We start from the raw sequence: 16723 nt of genomic DNA on the forward strand, positions 1-16723 counted from the left end.
GACGGCGTCAGCTCTTCGGCCGTTTCGGTGCTTTGCCGGAGCGGCCGCGCGGCGTGGCGGTGTCGCGCAGGACCTGTCCGACGATGGCGGCAGCCTTGTCGATTTCCTGTTCGTTCCAGGCGGAAAAGCCCATGAACAATCCCTGGCCGGTGGCAGGACCGTTGAAATACCTGGATAACGGGCGGGCTGTCACGCCAAGTTCGGCAAGCCGCGCCGAAATGGCGCGGTCGTCGTGCTGGGGATCGAGATAAGCGAGGAGCTGCATGCCGCCGGCCGGTTGTTCAATCGTCAGGTGATCGCCGGCATGCGTGCGCAGCGCCTGTAGCAGGTGATCGCGCCGGCCGCGATAGACACGCGTCATCTTGCGGATATGCGCAGCGAAGTGGCCGTCGTCGATGAATTCGGCCAGCGCGTCCTGCACCGGTGCGGGCACGATATGGCTGCCGTGGCGTTGCGACTTTTCGAACAGATCGGCGAGATCCGGCGGCACGATGGCGTAGCCGCTGCGCACATCCGCGAACATCGGTTTCGAGAAGGTGCCCACATAGAACACGCGCCCGCTGTCATCAAGGCCCTGCAACGCGGCGACCGGGCGGCCGTCATAGTGGAATTCGCTGTCATAGTCGTCCTCGACGATGGCGGCGCCGACCTCGTTGGCAAATGCGAGCAATTGCTGCCGCCGGCTCACGGGCATCAGCCGTCCGGTGGGATGCTGATGCGACGGCGTCACGAAGATCAGTCGTGGGCGGTCGCGGCGACTCTTGAAAGCAAGGCCGCTGCGATCCAGCGAAACGCCGCGTATGGTCGCGCCGGCTGCATCCAGCGCCGCATATGCGCCGCCATAGCCGGGGCTTTCGACCCAGGCGAGATCACCGGCATCGAGCAGCACGCAGGCAATCAGTTCCAGCGCAGCCTGCGCCGACGGCATAAGGATGATCTGTCGCGCCTCGGCCCGTACGCCGCGATAGGCGACGAGATGGCGGAGCAGCGCGCTGCGCAGCGAAGCGCGGTTGATGGCGGGATCGCCCGTCGATCCGCGGCGCGCCGCGCGGCGCAGGCAGCGCGCCCAGATGTCGTGGGGAAACAGTCTGGCGTCAGCCAGCGCCGGGGCCAGCAGCAACGGTCGCCCTTTGTTGATGAACGGCCAGTCCGACTTCTGCACGCGCTCGGCCCAGCGCGACACTGCCAGTGGTTTGGGTTTCTTGCGCGCGAGGGCACGTCCGGTGAGCAACGCCTTGCGCTCGGCGGCAGCGACTGTCGGGCGTCGCCCCTGCGCGACGTCGAGATAACCCTCCATGGCTAGTTGATCGATGACGGTGGAGACGGTGTTGCGCGCGAGGCCGAGCTGCAGCGCGCAGTCGCGGCTCGAGGGCAGGCGATGGCCCGGCGGCAGTGCGCCGCTCAGGATCGCCGCGCGGAGCTGATCGTAGAGCTGCCGCGTCAGGGTCTCGCTGCTCGCGGATCCGCGCTCGATATCGATCAGCCCAGCGAGAATGTCGCCCATCAAACTGGCTCAGTCATTTTTACAGAAATGGATCTTTGATTAGGGCCAGTAAAACCTAGTGTCATCGGTCTGTCGAGTGCGCCATGCACCGAAGCTGTGAGATGAAGCCATGTCCGAACATCCCCTGTCGCGCCGCACGGCGCTGCTGCTGTTTGCCGTCGTCGTGACCATGTGGGGGCTGAACTGGACGCTGACGAAGTTTCTGGTGCAGCACATTCCGCCGCTGTGGTCGGTGGCCATCCGCGCGGTCGTTGCCACACTCGCTCTGGCGGCAATTACGCTCGCGCGCCGGCAATTCATCGTGCCGCGGCGCGGCGACATGCCCGTGATTGTCAGTGTCGCGCTGCTGCATATGGGCGCATTCTCGGTGCTGGTCGCCTTCGGCCTGCAATTCGTCCCGGTCGGGCGCTCCATCGTGCTCGGCTACACCACGCCGCTCTGGGTCGCGCCCGCTGCGTGGCTGTTGCTGCGCGAGCCCGTTCCGCGAGAACGTCTCGCGGGCATCGTGCTCGGGCTTGCCGGCATCGCCGTCATGTTCAACCCGTCGGCATTCGACTGGAGCAACGGCAATGCGCTAATCGGCAGCGGATTGTTGCTGCTCGCGGCTTTGTGCTGGGCGGCGAACATCGTCTATGTCCGCGGCCACCGCTGGATCTCCGAACCGTTTCAACTGGTGTTCTGGCAGGCGCTGCTCGCGAGTGTGCTGCTGACATCGCTGGCGCTGATGCGCGAGGGTGTTCCTGACATCGCATGGACGCCCGAACTTGCGGGAGCGCTGCTGTTCGGCGGGATCTTCGGCACGGCGCTGGCGCACTGGGCGATGGTGATCATCAACCGCAGCCTTCCGGCGACGATCACGTCGCTCGGTCTGCTGGCAACGCCGGTGATGGGCGTCGCGATTTCCGCGCTGGTGCTGGGCGAGGCGATCGAGCTGTCGCTGATCGCCGCGATGGCCATGATCCTTGGCGGAATCGTTATCGGAACGATGTCGCGCCGGAAGCCAGATGTTGCGCCCGTCGTGCAGCCTATCCCAACTGCCGCCCGACCAGCTCGCCAATCGCCTTGAACACCGTCTCCAATTGGGCGGCCGTCGGCGTGCCGCCCTGCGTATAGGCGGCGATGACGACGGGCTGGTCCGGCTTCGGCCAGGTCACGGCGATGTCGCCGGCGGCGTCCTTGCCGTTATTGCCGGTCTTGTCGCCGATCTTCCATGCCTTCGGCAGGCCGGCGCGCAGGCGCTTGTCGCCGGTCTTGCAATTCACCATCCAGTCGATGAGCTGATCGCGCGAGGCGGGTGTCAGCACATTGCCGGTGATGAAGCGCTTGACGTTGCCGGCCATGGCGGCGGGCGTGGTTGTATCCTGCGGATTTCCGGGACGCGAACGGTTCAATAGCGGTTCGTTGTGATCGAGGCGCGAGACGCTGTCGCCGGTCTTGTTCCAGAAGGCGGTGAGGGCAGCCGGACCGCCGACGCGCGCCAGAAGCATATTGGCGCAGGCATTGTCGCTGACTTCGACGATGGCCTTGCACATGTCGGCGACCGAGAGCGCGCCCTTGGCAAGATTCTCGCGCGCGACCGGCGCGTGTTGCAGAAGGTCTGCGGCGGCATAGGAGATCATCTGATCGGGCTTGTCTTCGCCGCGGTCGATGCGGGCGAGAACGCAGGCGGCGAGCGAGGCCTTGAACGTGCTGCACATCACGAAGCGCTCGTTGGCGCGCCACGCGATCTTTGCGCCCGTCTTCAGGTTTTCGGCATAGACGCCGATCCTCCCGCCGGTGTCGCGTTCATAGGCCTGCAGAGGAGCATGCAAGGCCGCTGGTGCGTCCTTTTCTTTTTCCTTTGCAAGAGCGGGCCACACTGCGAGCGCCGGCGCAGCCGCCAGCAATGTTCGTCGATTGATCATCATGGCGTGTCATTCGCGGGCGAAGAGGGAGAATTGATGGCGGGCGATCGGGGATCGGCAATTTCGCGGGGGAGGAGTTTGCACTATACTCTGATTCTGGCGCGGCCCACGCCTCCCCCCTCCAGCGGGAAAGTATCCATCATACCGGGCTCTCTGATCACCGAACCAACTGTTCGAGCATCAAGCATAAGGAGGGGTTGTGACAACGCTCGCACCAGGAGGTTCTCACAATGCGTCTTTCTGCGCCTGTCTATCAATTGAAGCGCAAGGCCAGGCTTCTCTCCCGCACCGATAACATTCCATTGCATGAGGCACTCGACCGGATCGCCGTGCGAGAAGGCTTCGGCGCCTGGAGCCTGCTCGTGGCGCGGATGTCCTCGGTGACACCCGCCGCGAAACTGTTCGAACAACTGTCGCCCGGCGATCTCGTGCTGGTCGGTGCGCGCCCCGGCCAAGGCAAGACGCTGATGAGCCTGAAGCTTGCCGTGGAGGCGATGCAATCCGGCCATCGCAGCGTGTTCTTCTCGCTGGAATATGCTGAAAAGGACGTGCTGGACCGTTTCAGTGCCATCGGCGTGGACCGGGCGCGTTTCGATACTCTGTTCGCATTCGATAATTCCGACGACATCTGCGCCGATTACGTCGTCCGGAAACTGGCGGACGCGCCGCGCGGCACGCTTGTGGTGATCGACTATCTGCAACTGCTCGATCAGAAACGCGAGAACCCGGCCTTGATGGTGCAGGTGCGCGCGCTGCAGTCATTCGCCAGGGAGCGAGGGCTGATCTTCGTCTTCATCTCGCAGATCCACCGGTCCTACGATCCGGCGGTGAAGCCATATCCCGATCTGGACGATGTGCGGTTGCCGAACCCGGTCGATCTTGGCCTGTTCAGCAAGACATGCTTTCTGAACAACGGCGACATCAGGTTTCAGGCCGAGCCTAGGCTTCATACGTTGAGCTGAAACAGAACCTATCAGCCGTCATTGCGAGGAGCACTTGCGACGAAGCAATCCAGTCCTGCCTTGCGGCTCTGGATTGCTTCGCCCAAACGAATTGCTTTGCAATTCGTCAGGGCTCGCAATGACGGATGATGGATCGGCGCATCAGCGCCGGCCACTTACGGAGCGGGGATCGCGAGCAGGCTCGAAATGCTGCTGCCGCGGATGTCGTAGACCTTAGCGAAGACGACGTCGTCGCGCTTGATCTCGGCGATCACGGGGGCGGTGAGGCCCTTGCAGTAGAACTCGCCGAGCGTCATCGCGAAGTCGGCGGACTGGCTGTCCCAGCCGATGGTGAAGTCGGGACCGAGCGCGACCTGGGCCGGGCGCTGCGGGCCGCACACGGCGACCTTCCACTTGCGGCCGGCCGGCGGGCTTTCCTGGCGCTCGACGATCTGCTCGCGCAGCGCGTCGGAGGCCTGCTTCAGCGCAAGGCCCCAATAGTCCAGCATGTACAGCGCATCGGCCTGGCGAACGGTGCCGGCGATGTAGTTGAAGTGGGTGTACTGATACGGATGCAGCCGGATCATCTCGGCCGTCGGCAGCATCAGGCCGAAGGAGAACACGGCGACGACAGCCGCCTGCGAGCCGCGATGATTGACGCGCAGCCAGTCCATCAGCGCCGCGAAAGCCGCGCCGCCGAGCACGGCCATCGGCGGGAGCACGAAGATGAAATGCCGGATGCCGTTATACAGCGCGGGGCGCTTCACCATGGCGATCACCAGCGGCAGCATGGCGGCAAAGGTCAGCATCAGCAGGATGGTCTTGCGACGCGCCGGCACGGTGTCGCGCGACAGCGACATGATGGTCAGCGCGATGCCGCCGAAGGTGAGGCTGAGCAGCACTTCGGGAAGCTGCAGCGCGAACAGCGTCGGCAGATAGGACCACGGCATGTCCGGCACCGAGATCATCGCGCCGTCGAACATCTCTTTCCACGGCTTCTCGAAGAAGTGCGAGAAGTAACCCAGTGCGCGGATCGGATTGGCGGGCTCGAGGATCGACCACGGCCAGATCAGGCCCATGACCAGATAGCCGAAGGCGAGGCCCGGCAGCAGCACGTAGAGGACATGCAGCAAGCGATGCGCACTCTCGCGGACGCCATTGGTGCGCACATCGTCGATCCACAGCGGCATGAAGCCGATCACCGCGTAGATCAGCGTGAGGCCGGCGAGAATGCGGCAGCCGATCGCACAGCCGGCGCCGATGCCCAGGATCAGGACCGTACGCGGCGACGGGTTCGGATACTCCTGCGCAAGGCGCACCAGCCCGAGCATCAGGATGACCATCGCCACGGCGAAAGGCGCATCCTTCGGGTTCATGAACATATGGCCGTAGAAGGTCGGGCACAGCGCCAGCAGCAGCAGCGCGGCGAGGCCGCCCACGGGGCCGGCGACCCGACGGCCGAGACGCCAGGTGACGCCGAGGCCGATGACGCCGACGATCGCGCCGAGCAGGCGTCGCGTCTCGAACAGCTCCAGCGGGATGATCTTGTGCAGCAGCGCCGCGGCCATATCGAAGCCGCCGCCATACATGTAGAGGTTGGCAAACGACAAAGCGCCGGTGTCGGTGAAGCCCGACCCGTACATCTTCAATAGAAGATCGGCATATTCAGCGTGCGTGTAGTCGTCCCATCCGAGCCCGTAGTCCCGGAAGGTGAAACTTGCGACAATACTGACTACGACAAGCGCCAGGATGGCGAGGTCGTCACACGTCCGTTCCACCGAGCGCCGTACTGGCGTGTCGATGGCCGCAGTCGTAATCGATGACATGGCTATTGATAACCCGGTGTCCCCAATGGCTCGGCTTTAGCGCTCTTTGAGCCTCGTTTCCCCGGCATCGATATAGCGCACTTCTCTTTTGAAGTAATTGAGAATTGTGGCTGAAGTTTCTTAATGCGTTGCAACAAACAGGACAAGGTAAAAGCTTTACCGTTTAGGGATAGATCGGCGCGGGCTGTCCCAAACCTGTTGTCTCCGGTGGAAGAAAACTCTCCGAAAACCTACCACCAGGCCGATGTACAAGGGATGAACGCAAAATCCCGTTTGGCGGTGCACGCAATATGACGCTATCGTGGCACCCATGGCGAGACTCGCGAGTGGTCCGCCGAGGAGTTCGAAGACTATGAAATTGCTGCTGATTGCCGGGATCGGGGTCATTCTGGCGGGCCTTGCCGCGATCGGCTTCGGGATTCCGGTCAAGGAATTCGGCTTTGGCAACACGTTGATCCTGACCGGGACGGTCGGGGCGTGCACCGGCCTGATCATGGTCAGCATGGCGCTTGCGGTTCAGGAGCTGAAGAAGTTCCGGCCGCAGGAGGAGATCGATGAACCGGTTCCGTCGCCCCGGCTGCCGCGCCGGGAACTGAACCTGCCACCGGTTCCGCCTGATGGCGCCGAGGAGGCGGATGAGGCGCCTGCGCCAAGCCCGCTGTTCAGCCGTGACCAGCCCGCCGCGCGACCGGCCGTTCCCGAGCCAGGTGTGCCACCTTGGCAGGACGAAGTGCTACGCGACCGCGAGCGGCTTGCGTCCGCTGCCGCCGAGGCGCCGGCGCCTGAGGAGCCGAAGCGTCGCAACCTGCTGTTCCAGTCATCGCGCCGGGAGCGGGAGAGGGCGGAAGCTGCTGCTGCATTCGAGGCGGCCATGCCAAAGCCGGAGGCGCCCGCCGAGCAGCCGAAGAGTTTCGAGGATGCGTGGCCGCAGCCGGATCGGTCACGCTCCGACGCGATCCGTCGCGCCGCCCGGACGTCGCCCCCGCCAAGCGACAAGCTGCCGGATGCCGCGCTGATCCCGGATCGCTACGTTCCGCCGACGCCGGCCGAAGAGCCGCCGCAGGCACCGGACGTCACCGTGCTGAAATCGGGGGTCGTCGATGGCATGGCCTATTCGCTGTATTCCGACGGCTCCATCGAGGCGCAGATGCCCGAGGGCATGATGCGCTTCGCCTCGATCGACGAGTTGCGCGAGCATCTCGACAACAGGGGCTGACGCCGCTCAGCCCGTTGCCGGTCACTTTCAGCTGATCTCGACTAATCTTGCACGCAGAATGAAACCGGCGCGCTATACGTTGGTGTTGCCCTTGTGGCTGTAATACCCACATGATTGCCAAGTAAAGCGCAGCTCCAATCCTTGAAAGACGACGGACCATGAACGACATCGCCGGCAAGAGCTTCATCGATCTCACGGCGACGATCGTGTCGGCCTATGTCGGCAATAATCCGACCCCGGCGACCGAACTGCCGTCGCTGATCGGTCAGGTTCATGCCGCCCTGGTGCGGGTGTCGAACGGCCGGCCGGAGGTTGCGGCGGAGCCGGCCAAACCGGCAGTGTCCGTCAAGAAATCGATGACCGCCGAATATCTGGTCTGTCTGGAGGACGGCAAACGCTTCAAGTCGCTGAAGCGCCATCTACGCACGCAGTACTCGATGACGCCCGAACAGTATCGCGAGAAGTGGGGCCTGCCGGCCGACTATCCGATGGTCGCGCCGAACTATGCGGTGGCGCGTTCGCAGCTCGCCAAGAAAATGGGACTTGGCCAGCAGCGCCGCCGGCGCAAGTGATCTCGGCAAATGACCTGAGCAAGTGACCTGAACTAGCGATCTGGGCGAGTGGTCCGGGCAAGTATTCCGCACAAGTAAAGCTAAGCAATAAAGTCAGGTTCCATTCGCCGGAACCAATATAGAACAAATCGGAGACGAAGAAAGTTCTACGTCAGGATGCGCGATACATCTCGCACCACGCGCCATTGGTGTGTGACGACACAGGCAGGCGATACGTCAACTTGGCGGGCATGACGGAGGACTTTCAAGCGGACGTTGATGCATCCAGCGCATCGATACCGTCCTGCGAATTCCCGAAGTGATCTGTCGCATGACGGCACGTGCCCGCAGATCGTAGCCGCCCAGGACTGCGATGAGTTCTTTGCGCGCCCGGTGCGGATCAATCGCAGTCGCCGCAGGGAATCCGCTTCATTTCTGAGTGCCGCAGCTTGAGCGGTTTAGGGCGAAGGCACTGGGTCTGCTGAATAAAAGCCCACGAAGGAATAAAGTCTAAAATTCTGCTTGCCGGGCCGCTTGGGATGTGAGCTTATTGTCCTAAATGGAGTCGCTCCGATGAAGACATCCCGCAGCACCACCAAGCATCCCGACCACGTCGATCACCACCGCGCGCAGCATCTGTCGCTGGAAACGCGGCAGATCCTCACCGAGGACGGCGTCGCCAGCGTCCTCGTCAATGACAGTGAAAGCCCGCTCGGCTGGCTGGCCCGGCGCAAGGGCCGCGATGGCCGCAGCATGATCAGCCCGCATCAGTTCATCGCCGGCGAGAAGCTGCGCGCCGATTTCACGCGCGGCAACATGGCGCCGCGCATGACGGCGAACTGGGCTGCGCCGACCGGCGGCCGGCCGCGCGGGGCCGGCAGCAGTCCGGGCGAGATGACGGATATCATGATGACATCGCGCCAGCGCGTCAGTCAGGCGCTGGATGCCTGCGGGCCCGAGTTTTCAGGGGTTCTGATGGATGTGTGCTGTTTTTTGCGCGGCCTCGAAGACATCGAGCGCGAACGCAACTGGCCGGCGCGTTCTGCCAAGGTCGTGCTGCAGCTCGCGCTGGACCGCCTCGCGCGGCATTACGGCTTCGCCGGTGAGGTCAGGGGGCAGCCATCGAAAGTACGCACCTGGCTCGCGGATGATGCGGCGTTCGAGAGCTAGCTCGCCGCCGCCAGCGTCTCGGTGGCGTCCCGGCGGATGCGCTCGACCATGGCGCGCAGGCCGTTGGAGCGTTGCGGTGTGAGGTGTTCCTTGAAGCCGAGTTCGTCGAACACCTTGATGGCGTCGGTAGCCAGAATCTCCTCGGCCTTGCGGCCCGAATACAGTGTCAGCAGGATCGCAATCAACCCGCGAACGATATGCGCGTCGCTGTCGCCGAGATAGCTGAGTACCGGTGCGCCGTGGTCGCGGGCGACCTGGCGCGATAGCCAGACCTGGCTCGCGCAGCCGTTGACCTTGTTGGCGGCGGAATGTTCCTCATCCGGCATCGGCGTGAGGCCGCGGCCGAGTTCGATGACATACCGGTAGCGGTCGTCCCAGTCTTCGAGGAGCTCGAAATTATCGCGGATATCGTCAATCGTGGTCATCGGGGCCTGCAAGCAATGTCAGGCCCTATATAGGGACGAACAGCGCCGAAAGCGACCGCCGTTTGCGGTATTTATCCGCCGCACGCAGCCGTTTAGGGGGCAGCGGTGGGCGGCTGCCATTCGGCGGCGAGGTCGTCCTGGGTGAGCGTATCGGGCCGGGCCATGGCGACCGCGCCCTGGCCGGCGCTTTGGTCTTCGCCTTCGCCGCCGATCGAGCCGGTGGTATCCGGCTTCTTCTCGGTGATGATCTGGTAGATTTTCTTCGCGCCGTCCTTGGCACGTTCGCCGATCACGGTGGCGGCATGGCCGCCGACTTCGCAGGTTGCCGGCTGGCGCTTGCAGAATTGCGCCATGTCGGACATCGCCGCACTCGCAGCCGATACCGCATCGGACGCGCCGATCTGAGGCAGCTTGTCCGACTCTGGCGTCTTGTCCCTGGGCAGCAGCACGAGCACGAGCCCGAGCCAGAATGCCATGCGAAGCAGGAAGAACATCGCGAACCCCGTTAGTCTCTGCGAACCGTTGCGATTTGTCGCAATTGGGATCGAAGTTAGCAGCCGTCGATAAACTGCAAGTATTTGCGATGCGGTTAAATCGACGAAAATTCGCTTCATTCGGTTTGGCGTAAATTTTCCATTGATGAGCGGCGCGCGCGTTTTCCGACACGATGTTGGGGATGCACACTTTCGAAACCATACGGACGCCGCGATTGAAACGTCTCGTTCACCATCGTTGTCGAATGAAAATGCGAAAACTCCTCTTAAATCAGCACTTGCGCATTAGGCATGGCGATCGCGGCGTTCACTTTAGTGTTCGCTTAATGTCGCTCTGACACGTTGGCGCAACGATAAAAGGAGGCGTTTCGGCGCGTCTGAGTTTGACGATCAAGCCGAAGCGAGACCAGTGACAGTATCGACCATCATTCGCGACTGCCTTGATGCCATGCTGCACCCTTCAGTGCGCTACGATGCGCTGACGAGCGCACGTCATCGCGCATTCATGGCGCCGCGTCTGCTCGGCAGCCTTGCGGCCTTTGCGGCTTTCCCTGTCTATCTCGCGCTGCGCGGCGCGCCGAACGCCATCGAGGTTGCGGCCTTTGCCTGGTTGATGGCGCCGATCCTCGTTTCATATTTTCTGTCGCGTACCGGTCGCTATGAAAGCGCACAGGTGCTGTCGTCCATCGCACTCGCCAGCCTCGTGATGATGATGGCGATCTCCACCGGTGGCATCAATTCGTTCGCGGCGATCTGGCTTGTCGTGGTCCCGATCGAGGCGTCGCTCTCGGCTTCGCGCCGCATCGTTGCCTTTGCATCGGCGCTGGCGCTCGCCTGCGTCGGCATTCTCATCGTGCTGACCAGTCTTGACTGGTTGCCCGCATCCGAAGCCGGTCTCGCCGGCCATGGCGTCTTCATGGCCTTCGGTATTGCCTCTGCCACCCTCTATGCAGCCGGTCTGGCTTTCGGCGCGGAGTCGCTGGCGCGCACCAGCGTCTCGCTGCTCTATGTCGAGGAAGACCGCTATCGCCTGCTGGCGCGCAATATGAGCGACGTGATCTCGCGTCATCGTCACAATGGCGCCGTGCAGTTCATCTCGCCGGCGGCAGAAGCGCTGGTCGGCACCCCGGCACAGCAGCTGCTCGGCCATGGCCTGTTCGATCGCGTCCATGTCGCGGATCGTCCGGCCTATCTCACGGCTCTGTCCGACGCCGCACGTGGCGGCGAAGCCCGCAGCGTCGAATTTCGTCTGCGCCGCGATGTCGCGCGCAGCAATGAGCGCCTGCGCCCGTCCGGGTCCGAATTCATCTGGGTCGAAATGCGCTGCCGACCGATGGAGCAGGGCGCCGATATGTCGGTCCCCGCTAACGCCGATGTGGAAGTCGTCGCCGTGCTGCGCGATGTCACCGACCGCAAGCTGCAGGAAGAGGCATTGGCACAGGCCCGTGTCGAGGCCGAGCGCGCCGATGCCTCCAAGACACGCTTCCTTGCGACCATGAGTCACGAACTGCGCACGCCGCTGAATGCCATTATAGGCTTCTCGGATATGCTGGTGCAGGAAGAGCTGATGATGCTCGATATGGCCAAGCGCAAGGAATATGCCCAGCTCATCAACGATTCCGGTCAGCATTTGCTGTCGGTGGTCAACGGCATCCTGGATATGTCGAAGCTGGAATCCGGCAATTTCGAGATTTCGCCTGAGCCCTTCGCGCCACGTCCGGCGCTGATCAATTGCTGCAATCTCCTGGCGCTGAAGGCGCGCGAGAACGGCATCGATCTCATCACCGACGCGCCGAAGGATCTACCCGAAATCAATGGCGATCCGCGCGCGTTCCGGCAGATCCTGCTGAATCTTGTGTCCAATGCCATCAAGTTCACCGAGCGTGGCGGCAGCGTCACCGTGGCTGCGGGCGTCGAGGGATCGCGCCTCCTGCTGCGCGTCAGTGACACCGGCGTCGGCATTTCATCGGACGATCTCGCCCGCATCGGCGATCCGTTCTTCCAGGCCGGCAAGACCTATCAGCGGCGCCATGAAGGCACCGGCCTCGGTCTGTCCATTGTGAAGAGCCTAGTCGGCATGCATGGTGGCGAGATGCATGTGCAGAGCCGGATCGACGAAGGCACCACCATCACAATCGCGCTGCCGCTGGAGTTCACGCCGCAGGCAGAGCGCGTCAGCAATATCGCGACCTTGAATCCTGTGGCGCGCACCGCGCCATCCGACCAAGCCCATCAGGTGAAGAAGAGTGCCTAAAGCCAGTTCCAAAGCAACCAAGTCCAAACGCGGCCGCGCCGTCGCCATCGTCGACGAGCCCGCGGAGCGCGGCATCGTTCTGCGCGTGCTGCTGCACAGTCCGAAGGATCTGGTTGCCGGCCTGATCGCGTTCTCCGCGGTGAGCGCCATCATCGCCAATGCGATCTTCCTGCAGAAGGGACATCATCCGTCGCCGATGTTCGGCTCAAGCACGGTCGTGTCGCTGCCGGCTCCCGTACCGGTGGGCAATCCGCTGCCGAAGCCGCGTCCGCTCGACGCTGCAGCGTCGGACACGAAGCTCGATTCCCGCATGCTGGATTCCAAACCAGTCAACAGCGCCAATGAGCCGAAGCCATCACTCGCGGCCAAGCCTGTCGAGCAGCGCGCGGCCGATCCGGTCGGCAATCTCCTGAAGGCGCCGGCACCACCGGCGTCACCGGCGACCACGGGCGCCGTGGCGCGCCCGCCGGCGGCGATCCCGAATGCAACCCGCACCGATCCGCTCGGCGACCTCATCACCAATACGCGCCGTGTCGCCGCCGTGCAGCGTGCGCTGACGGAATACGGCTACGGCCAGTTGAAGCCGACCGGCAATGTCGGTTCCGACACCGCAGCCGCAATCCAGCGCTTCGAGCGTGAACGCAAGCTGCCGGTGACCGGGCAGGTGTCCGATCGCATGGTGCGCGAACTCGCTACCGTCACCGGACGCGCGATCGACTAGCGCCGGCCCGGCGGCTGGCCCGCTAAGGCGGTTCACGACATTTCGAGTTCGACGCGTGCCTGCTTCTTCGTCTTTGCGTCCGACACCTCGATTTTCACGCGCTCGCCGAGGGCAATCAGAAATCCAAACAGGCGCTCATAAGAGTAGCCGCTGAACTGTCCGCGCAGCAGCTTGGAAACGTCGGGCTGAGCAAGGCCAATCAGCTTGGACGCCTGTGCCTGAGTCAGCCCTTTGCTTTTGATGCGCGCGGCAATGCCGAGAACGATCTCGGCCTTGATCAGATGCTCGTCAGCGTTTGGCAGGCCAAGGTCGGCGAACACGTTGCCGCTGCTCTTTGTGCTTGTCGGTTTTTTCATTGCTGCCCTCCATGGCATGTTGGTAAAGCGTCTCCGCGTCTTTCAGACGGGATTTGATCAGGTCAATCTCGGATTTGGGCGTCCGGATTCCGGTTTTCGATTTCTTTTGAAATGCATGGAGAACGTAGACCATGCCCTTCAGTTTGACCGTGTAGACCGCCCGAAACGTATTCCCATCAAAATCAGAGACGATCTCGACAACGCCTGCGCCGTGGAAGCCTTTCAAAGGCTTCGCGTCGGGGTGCTTTTTGCCTTTTTGGGCCGCACGCAAAGCAAAGCCAACGCATAGCTTCACAGACACCGGAAATTCTGAAAGATCGTCTTTTGACGACCCTACGAATTCCAAGGGTGTGTCGGTGGGTGACATTCTGATATTGATGCCAAGCGACGTTGTGCGTTATAGTTATAATACTATAGAGCCGCGTCGCGTCAAGGAAGCATTTCAGGCTTCGCTCCTGTAAACTGGGTCACCTCGCGTTTTCGCTCTCTCTGGAATAATCAAGCGATGTCACGATTGAAGTCAGCAATATGGGTGGCCGCATATCTGCGCCGCTGCCAGACCGAGGGCGTGTTCGGTGCCGTGCGTCGCCGCGGTGCAGAGGAGGCGGGCGCCGTGTTCGTGAAGGTCGCGCTGCTGGATGGCACCGCGATGCTGTACACGCCGGCACCGCAAAGCGCCTATGACGAGAGCCGCCCGACCGATCGCGTCTTCGCGCCGTCACCGCCGCAGCCCGTTGAAGAGCGCAAGATCGAGGAACGTCTGCAGAAGGAAATCTCGTTCGATCCCGACGTCTGGATCGTCGAGACCGAGGACAAGGCCGGCCGGCATTTTCTCGAATTGGCGAAGGGCTAGGGCTAGTCGTCTCCGCGAAGGCAGGGACGACATACTGAGAGAGCCGCGCAGCCGGCCTATTTCCCCGACGACGTCCTGATGCGCGTGATATCCTCGCCCGGCTGAATGCTCGGCCGTGCCTGCGGTGCGCTTGGCCGTGCGCGCTGGCGTTCATCGTCGTAGAGCGAGGGGCGGAATTTGGCGCGGGTTGCCGCCATATGTGCGCCGCGCCAGGCTGCCACCATGATCAGCGCCGAGCGCTCGCTGAGCACGTCATACATGCGTGCGATCCGGTAGACATTGGTCACCGACGTGCCGAATTCGGGATTGAGGAACAGCAGCACGCGCTGGAAGATATCGCTCTTCATGCCGAGCGCCTTGGCGCAGCAGGCAAGCGGCTCGCCGCCGGGATCACTGACCACCTGCTCGGCGATGGCGGCGGGCAGCATCAAGGCTTCGCTCAACTCGCGCGCAAAGTTGTCGCGGTCTTCGGCGAAGGCAGCCATTTCGAGGATGTGCATGGCGCGGGCGGCCCGCGCTTGCGGAATCCGGGCTGACGATCGCAGCGGCGTTTCGGCGAGATTATGCAGGATCTGCGCACGCTCGCCGCTCGACGCGGCAAAGAACAGCGTACTGATCTCGGACGCGTCCCTGGGTGCCATGGCCATATTGGCGGCGACACGCATCTGCGTTTCGCTCGGCTGCTTCACGGTCGGCGCGGGAGACTCGGCGGAAGAAATGGGCTGCGCGAGCGGCACAGCCTGGCCGGGTTCGGTCGGGCGCAGATTGAGCCGGTTGAGGATCGCGCGCGGAGTGTTCGGATAGATCGACAGGCGCGCGCGCACCGCGGCGCGGGTGGCGTCATCGACCTGATCGATCAGGCGCGCGGTGAGTTCGACGAACTGTTTCTCTTCGTCGATCGTATGGTTCGGCGCCTGGACATAGAGATCAGTCAGCACGCGCAGCAAGGTCGGTCGCACGTCCACGCCTTCGCGACGCGAGAGCGTCAGCAATCCGTCAAAGCCCGGAAACATCGGAGGTGAGGCAGGCATGGCATACGCTTACTAAGGGAACCTTGCCTCAAATTATCGCAGACGCATTAATATGTGTTTAACCATGGGCCGCTGGCCGAGGCAGATCTGATTCCGGCGAGTCCGTTCAGGCCTGAGCATTGTAGTAGCGCGGCATCTCACGCGGCCTGATGGCCCGTTCGGCCCGGCGGCCCATGAAATACACGCCGGAGGCGGCGTCGGCGCGGGCGCGCGAGCGGCCGAGGCGATCGAAGTAGCGCAGCCAGAAGAATGGCAGGGTGAAGAGGCGCGAGAATTTGTCGCCGGCGCCCAGGGTGCGTGAAAAATACCGGATCGACCAGAGCAGGCCGATACCGGCGCCGCTGACGGCTCCGGCATCGATCTCGGTGAATTTCCTGAACAGCCAGCGATGTCCGCTCTGCGTGAAGCGCGAGAAGTCATAGGCGCGTTCGTGCACCTGCTGCATGAAGGGCGTCTCGGCATAGACAAGGCCGTTCTTGCGCAAGACACGATGGATTTCCGCCGCGACGGTGGCCGGCTCCAGAACGTGTTCGAGCACAGCCTGAATCCAGACGCCGTCGAAGGTTGCGTCCTCGAATGGCAGTCTGTGAGCGTCGGCCACGAGCACGGTATTGTCGGTGGAGAAGACGTCGGTTCCGACGACTTCGACATCCGGATCATCATAGAGGCAGTCCGCACCGGAGCCGACGGTGCCACCGCCGACAACGAGCACGACGGGTCTTGCAGTCTCCTTCTTGAGAAGGTCGAGGAATTTCTCGCAATTCCTGGCCGCGACAGGATTTTCACCGAAGGTGAAACGATGCAGGCGCGTACCGATCGACTGGCCGGCGACATCGCGCGGCATCACCGAGCCATTGTCGCGATGATACAGGCGTCGGTCGAACACGCTGGACTCGAAATCAATGAGCACTGGCTGCCCATCGACAACCGGGAATCCGGCGTCGCTGTAATCGCAGTCATAGTTCACGCAGGACGGCCTGGTCTGAATGTCGGAGATCGACGAGCCGCAGCGCGGGCAGCGCATGCGGAATTTCCAGTCCGCAGAATGGGTGCATTCCATCCGGGTTCCAGCAATGTCGTTCATGAGGAAAATGCGCCCCTGTATCATTCCGCTCTGGGTCAATGCTGCGACGCCCAATCATGTTCCTCAAGGCGGCCAGCATATGGCGGCATGGCGGCGTTAACACGCCATTAACCATGACTGTCCTTAATGACGATGCGTTGGCAAATAGGCGAAGCGGCGCGGAGAGACTGGATAATGAGCACCATCATCAAGTTCCCGGCAGATGCGGCAGCGCGCAGGCTGGGCGTGAATGTGGCGCCATCTCCCCGCGAAACCTCCGCCGAAATCCTGATCCTGCCAGTGATCCGAATCGAGCGTCAGATCGATGACAGCAATGGTGGCAGCGGCCCGGAAGAGGGCACTGCGCCGGGACGCCGCCGCAAGCGCCGCGCCCGTTCCTGACCCCGGACCTGT

At 62.8% G+C, this 16723-nt stretch carries 18 protein-coding genes; 9 read left to right on the top strand and 9 right to left on the bottom strand.

Annotated elements, in window-relative coordinates; genetic code table 11:
* Positions 1-7: 7 nt before the first annotated feature.
* Positions 8-1504 (bottom strand): MocR-like pyridoxine biosynthesis transcription factor PdxR, encoded by a 1497-nt coding sequence (pdxR, locus tag AB8A27_RS06930; protein WP_441241278.1) that lies wholly within the window; start codon positions 1502-1504, stop codon positions 8-10.
* 109 nt (positions 1505-1613) lie between these two features.
* On the opposite strand from pdxR, the gene AB8A27_RS06935 reads away from it, so the two are divergent.
* On the top strand, positions 1614-2570 hold the full coding sequence (locus tag AB8A27_RS06935) for a DMT family transporter (RefSeq protein ID WP_441241279.1): 957 nt from the start codon (positions 1614-1616) through the stop codon (positions 2568-2570).
* Here AB8A27_RS06935 and bla read toward each other — a convergent pair.
* Entirely contained in the window at positions 2530-3411 is an 882-nt protein-coding gene (bla, locus tag AB8A27_RS06940) for a class A beta-lactamase (RefSeq protein ID WP_441241280.1), read from the bottom strand. The two genes, AB8A27_RS06935 and bla, sit on opposite strands and share 41 nt — an antisense overlap.
* Before the next feature lie 227 nt (positions 3412-3638).
* Here bla and AB8A27_RS06945 point away from each other — a divergent pair, with 227 nt between their 5' ends.
* Positions 3639-4370, top strand: a complete 732-nt coding sequence (locus tag AB8A27_RS06945) for a DNA helicase (RefSeq protein WP_441241281.1) — start codon at positions 3639-3641, stop codon at positions 4368-4370.
* Between the two features lie 155 nt (positions 4371-4525).
* Here AB8A27_RS06945 and AB8A27_RS06950 read toward each other — a convergent pair whose 3' ends face one another.
* Positions 4526-6175, bottom strand: a complete 1650-nt coding sequence (locus tag AB8A27_RS06950; protein WP_441241282.1) for a glycosyltransferase family 39 protein — start codon at positions 6173-6175, stop codon at positions 4526-4528.
* Positions 6176-6527: 352 nt separating this feature from the next.
* On the opposite strand from AB8A27_RS06950, the gene AB8A27_RS06955 reads away from it, so the two are divergent.
* The 3 genes from AB8A27_RS06955 (at position 6528) to AB8A27_RS06965 (ending at position 9112) form a co-directional block, all read left to right on the top strand.
* Complete coding sequence (locus AB8A27_RS06955) at positions 6528-7391, top strand: hypothetical protein (RefSeq protein ID WP_441241283.1); 864 nt, start codon at positions 6528-6530, stop codon at positions 7389-7391.
* Between the two features lie 158 nt (positions 7392-7549).
* On the top strand, positions 7550-7963 hold the full coding sequence (locus AB8A27_RS06960) for a MucR family transcriptional regulator (RefSeq protein WP_115033389.1): 414 nt from the start codon (positions 7550-7552) through the stop codon (positions 7961-7963).
* A gap of 552 nt (positions 7964-8515) precedes the next feature.
* Positions 8516-9112, top strand: a complete 597-nt coding sequence (locus AB8A27_RS06965; RefSeq protein ID WP_441241284.1) for a DUF6456 domain-containing protein — start codon at positions 8516-8518, stop codon at positions 9110-9112.
* On the opposite strand, the gene AB8A27_RS06970 is transcribed toward AB8A27_RS06965, so the two are convergent.
* Positions 9109-9537, bottom strand: a complete 429-nt coding sequence (locus AB8A27_RS06970; RefSeq protein WP_441241285.1) for a SufE family protein — start codon at positions 9535-9537, stop codon at positions 9109-9111. The genes AB8A27_RS06965 and AB8A27_RS06970 overlap by 4 nt on opposite strands.
* A 92-nt stretch (positions 9538-9629) precedes the next feature.
* Complete coding sequence (locus tag AB8A27_RS06975) at positions 9630-10031, bottom strand: DUF5330 domain-containing protein (RefSeq protein ID WP_441241286.1); 402 nt, start codon at positions 10029-10031, stop codon at positions 9630-9632.
* Between the two features lie 409 nt (positions 10032-10440).
* On the opposite strand from AB8A27_RS06975, the gene AB8A27_RS06980 reads away from it, so the two are divergent.
* Positions 10441-12285, top strand: coding sequence for a PAS domain-containing sensor histidine kinase (locus AB8A27_RS06980; protein WP_441241287.1), 1845 nt, complete (start codon positions 10441-10443; stop codon positions 12283-12285).
* Positions 12278-13006, top strand: a complete 729-nt coding sequence (locus tag AB8A27_RS06985; protein WP_441241288.1) for a peptidoglycan-binding domain-containing protein — start codon at positions 12278-12280, stop codon at positions 13004-13006. Before AB8A27_RS06980 ends, AB8A27_RS06985 begins: the two co-directional genes overlap by 8 nt.
* 32 nt (positions 13007-13038) lie before the next feature.
* On the opposite strand, the gene AB8A27_RS06990 is transcribed toward AB8A27_RS06985, so the two are convergent.
* Together AB8A27_RS06990 and AB8A27_RS06995 are read right to left on the bottom strand one after the other, a co-directional pair.
* A complete protein-coding gene (locus AB8A27_RS06990) occupies positions 13039-13326 on the bottom strand; it encodes a helix-turn-helix domain-containing protein (protein ID WP_441241289.1) in 288 nt (95 codons plus the stop codon).
* On the bottom strand, positions 13295-13729 hold the full coding sequence (locus tag AB8A27_RS06995; RefSeq protein WP_441241290.1) for a type II toxin-antitoxin system RelE/ParE family toxin: 435 nt from the start codon (positions 13727-13729) through the stop codon (positions 13295-13297). Before AB8A27_RS06995 ends, AB8A27_RS06990 begins: the two co-directional genes overlap by 32 nt.
* Positions 13730-13867: 138 nt before the next feature.
* On the opposite strand from AB8A27_RS06995, the gene AB8A27_RS07000 reads away from it, so the two are divergent.
* Positions 13868-14215: a DUF1491 family protein gene (locus AB8A27_RS07000; RefSeq protein ID WP_441241291.1), complete on the top strand. Its 348-nt coding sequence runs from the start codon at positions 13868-13870 to the stop codon at positions 14213-14215.
* Between the two features lie 56 nt (positions 14216-14271).
* Here the strand turns inward: AB8A27_RS07000 and AB8A27_RS07005 are convergent, their stop codons facing one another.
* Both AB8A27_RS07005 and AB8A27_RS07010 read right to left on the bottom strand, forming a co-directional pair.
* Entirely contained in the window at positions 14272-15246 is a 975-nt protein-coding gene (locus AB8A27_RS07005) for a DUF2336 domain-containing protein (protein WP_441241292.1), read from the bottom strand.
* Positions 15247-15352: 106 nt separating this feature from the next.
* On the bottom strand, positions 15353-16330 hold the full coding sequence (locus tag AB8A27_RS07010) for a class I SAM-dependent methyltransferase (protein ID WP_441241293.1): 978 nt from the start codon (positions 16328-16330) through the stop codon (positions 15353-15355).
* A 174-nt stretch (positions 16331-16504) separates the two neighbouring features.
* Here AB8A27_RS07010 and AB8A27_RS07015 point away from each other — a divergent pair, with 174 nt between their 5' ends.
* The gene (locus AB8A27_RS07015; protein ID WP_068730489.1) at positions 16505-16711 is read left to right on the top strand and encodes a hypothetical protein; all 207 of its coding nucleotides are present in this window, start codon (positions 16505-16507) and stop codon (positions 16709-16711) included.
* Positions 16712-16723 lie beyond the last annotated feature (12 nt).

The organism is Tardiphaga sp. 768_D3_N2_1 (genome assembly GCF_052076105.1).
Classification (GTDB): Bacteria; Pseudomonadota; Alphaproteobacteria; order Rhizobiales; family Xanthobacteraceae; genus Tardiphaga.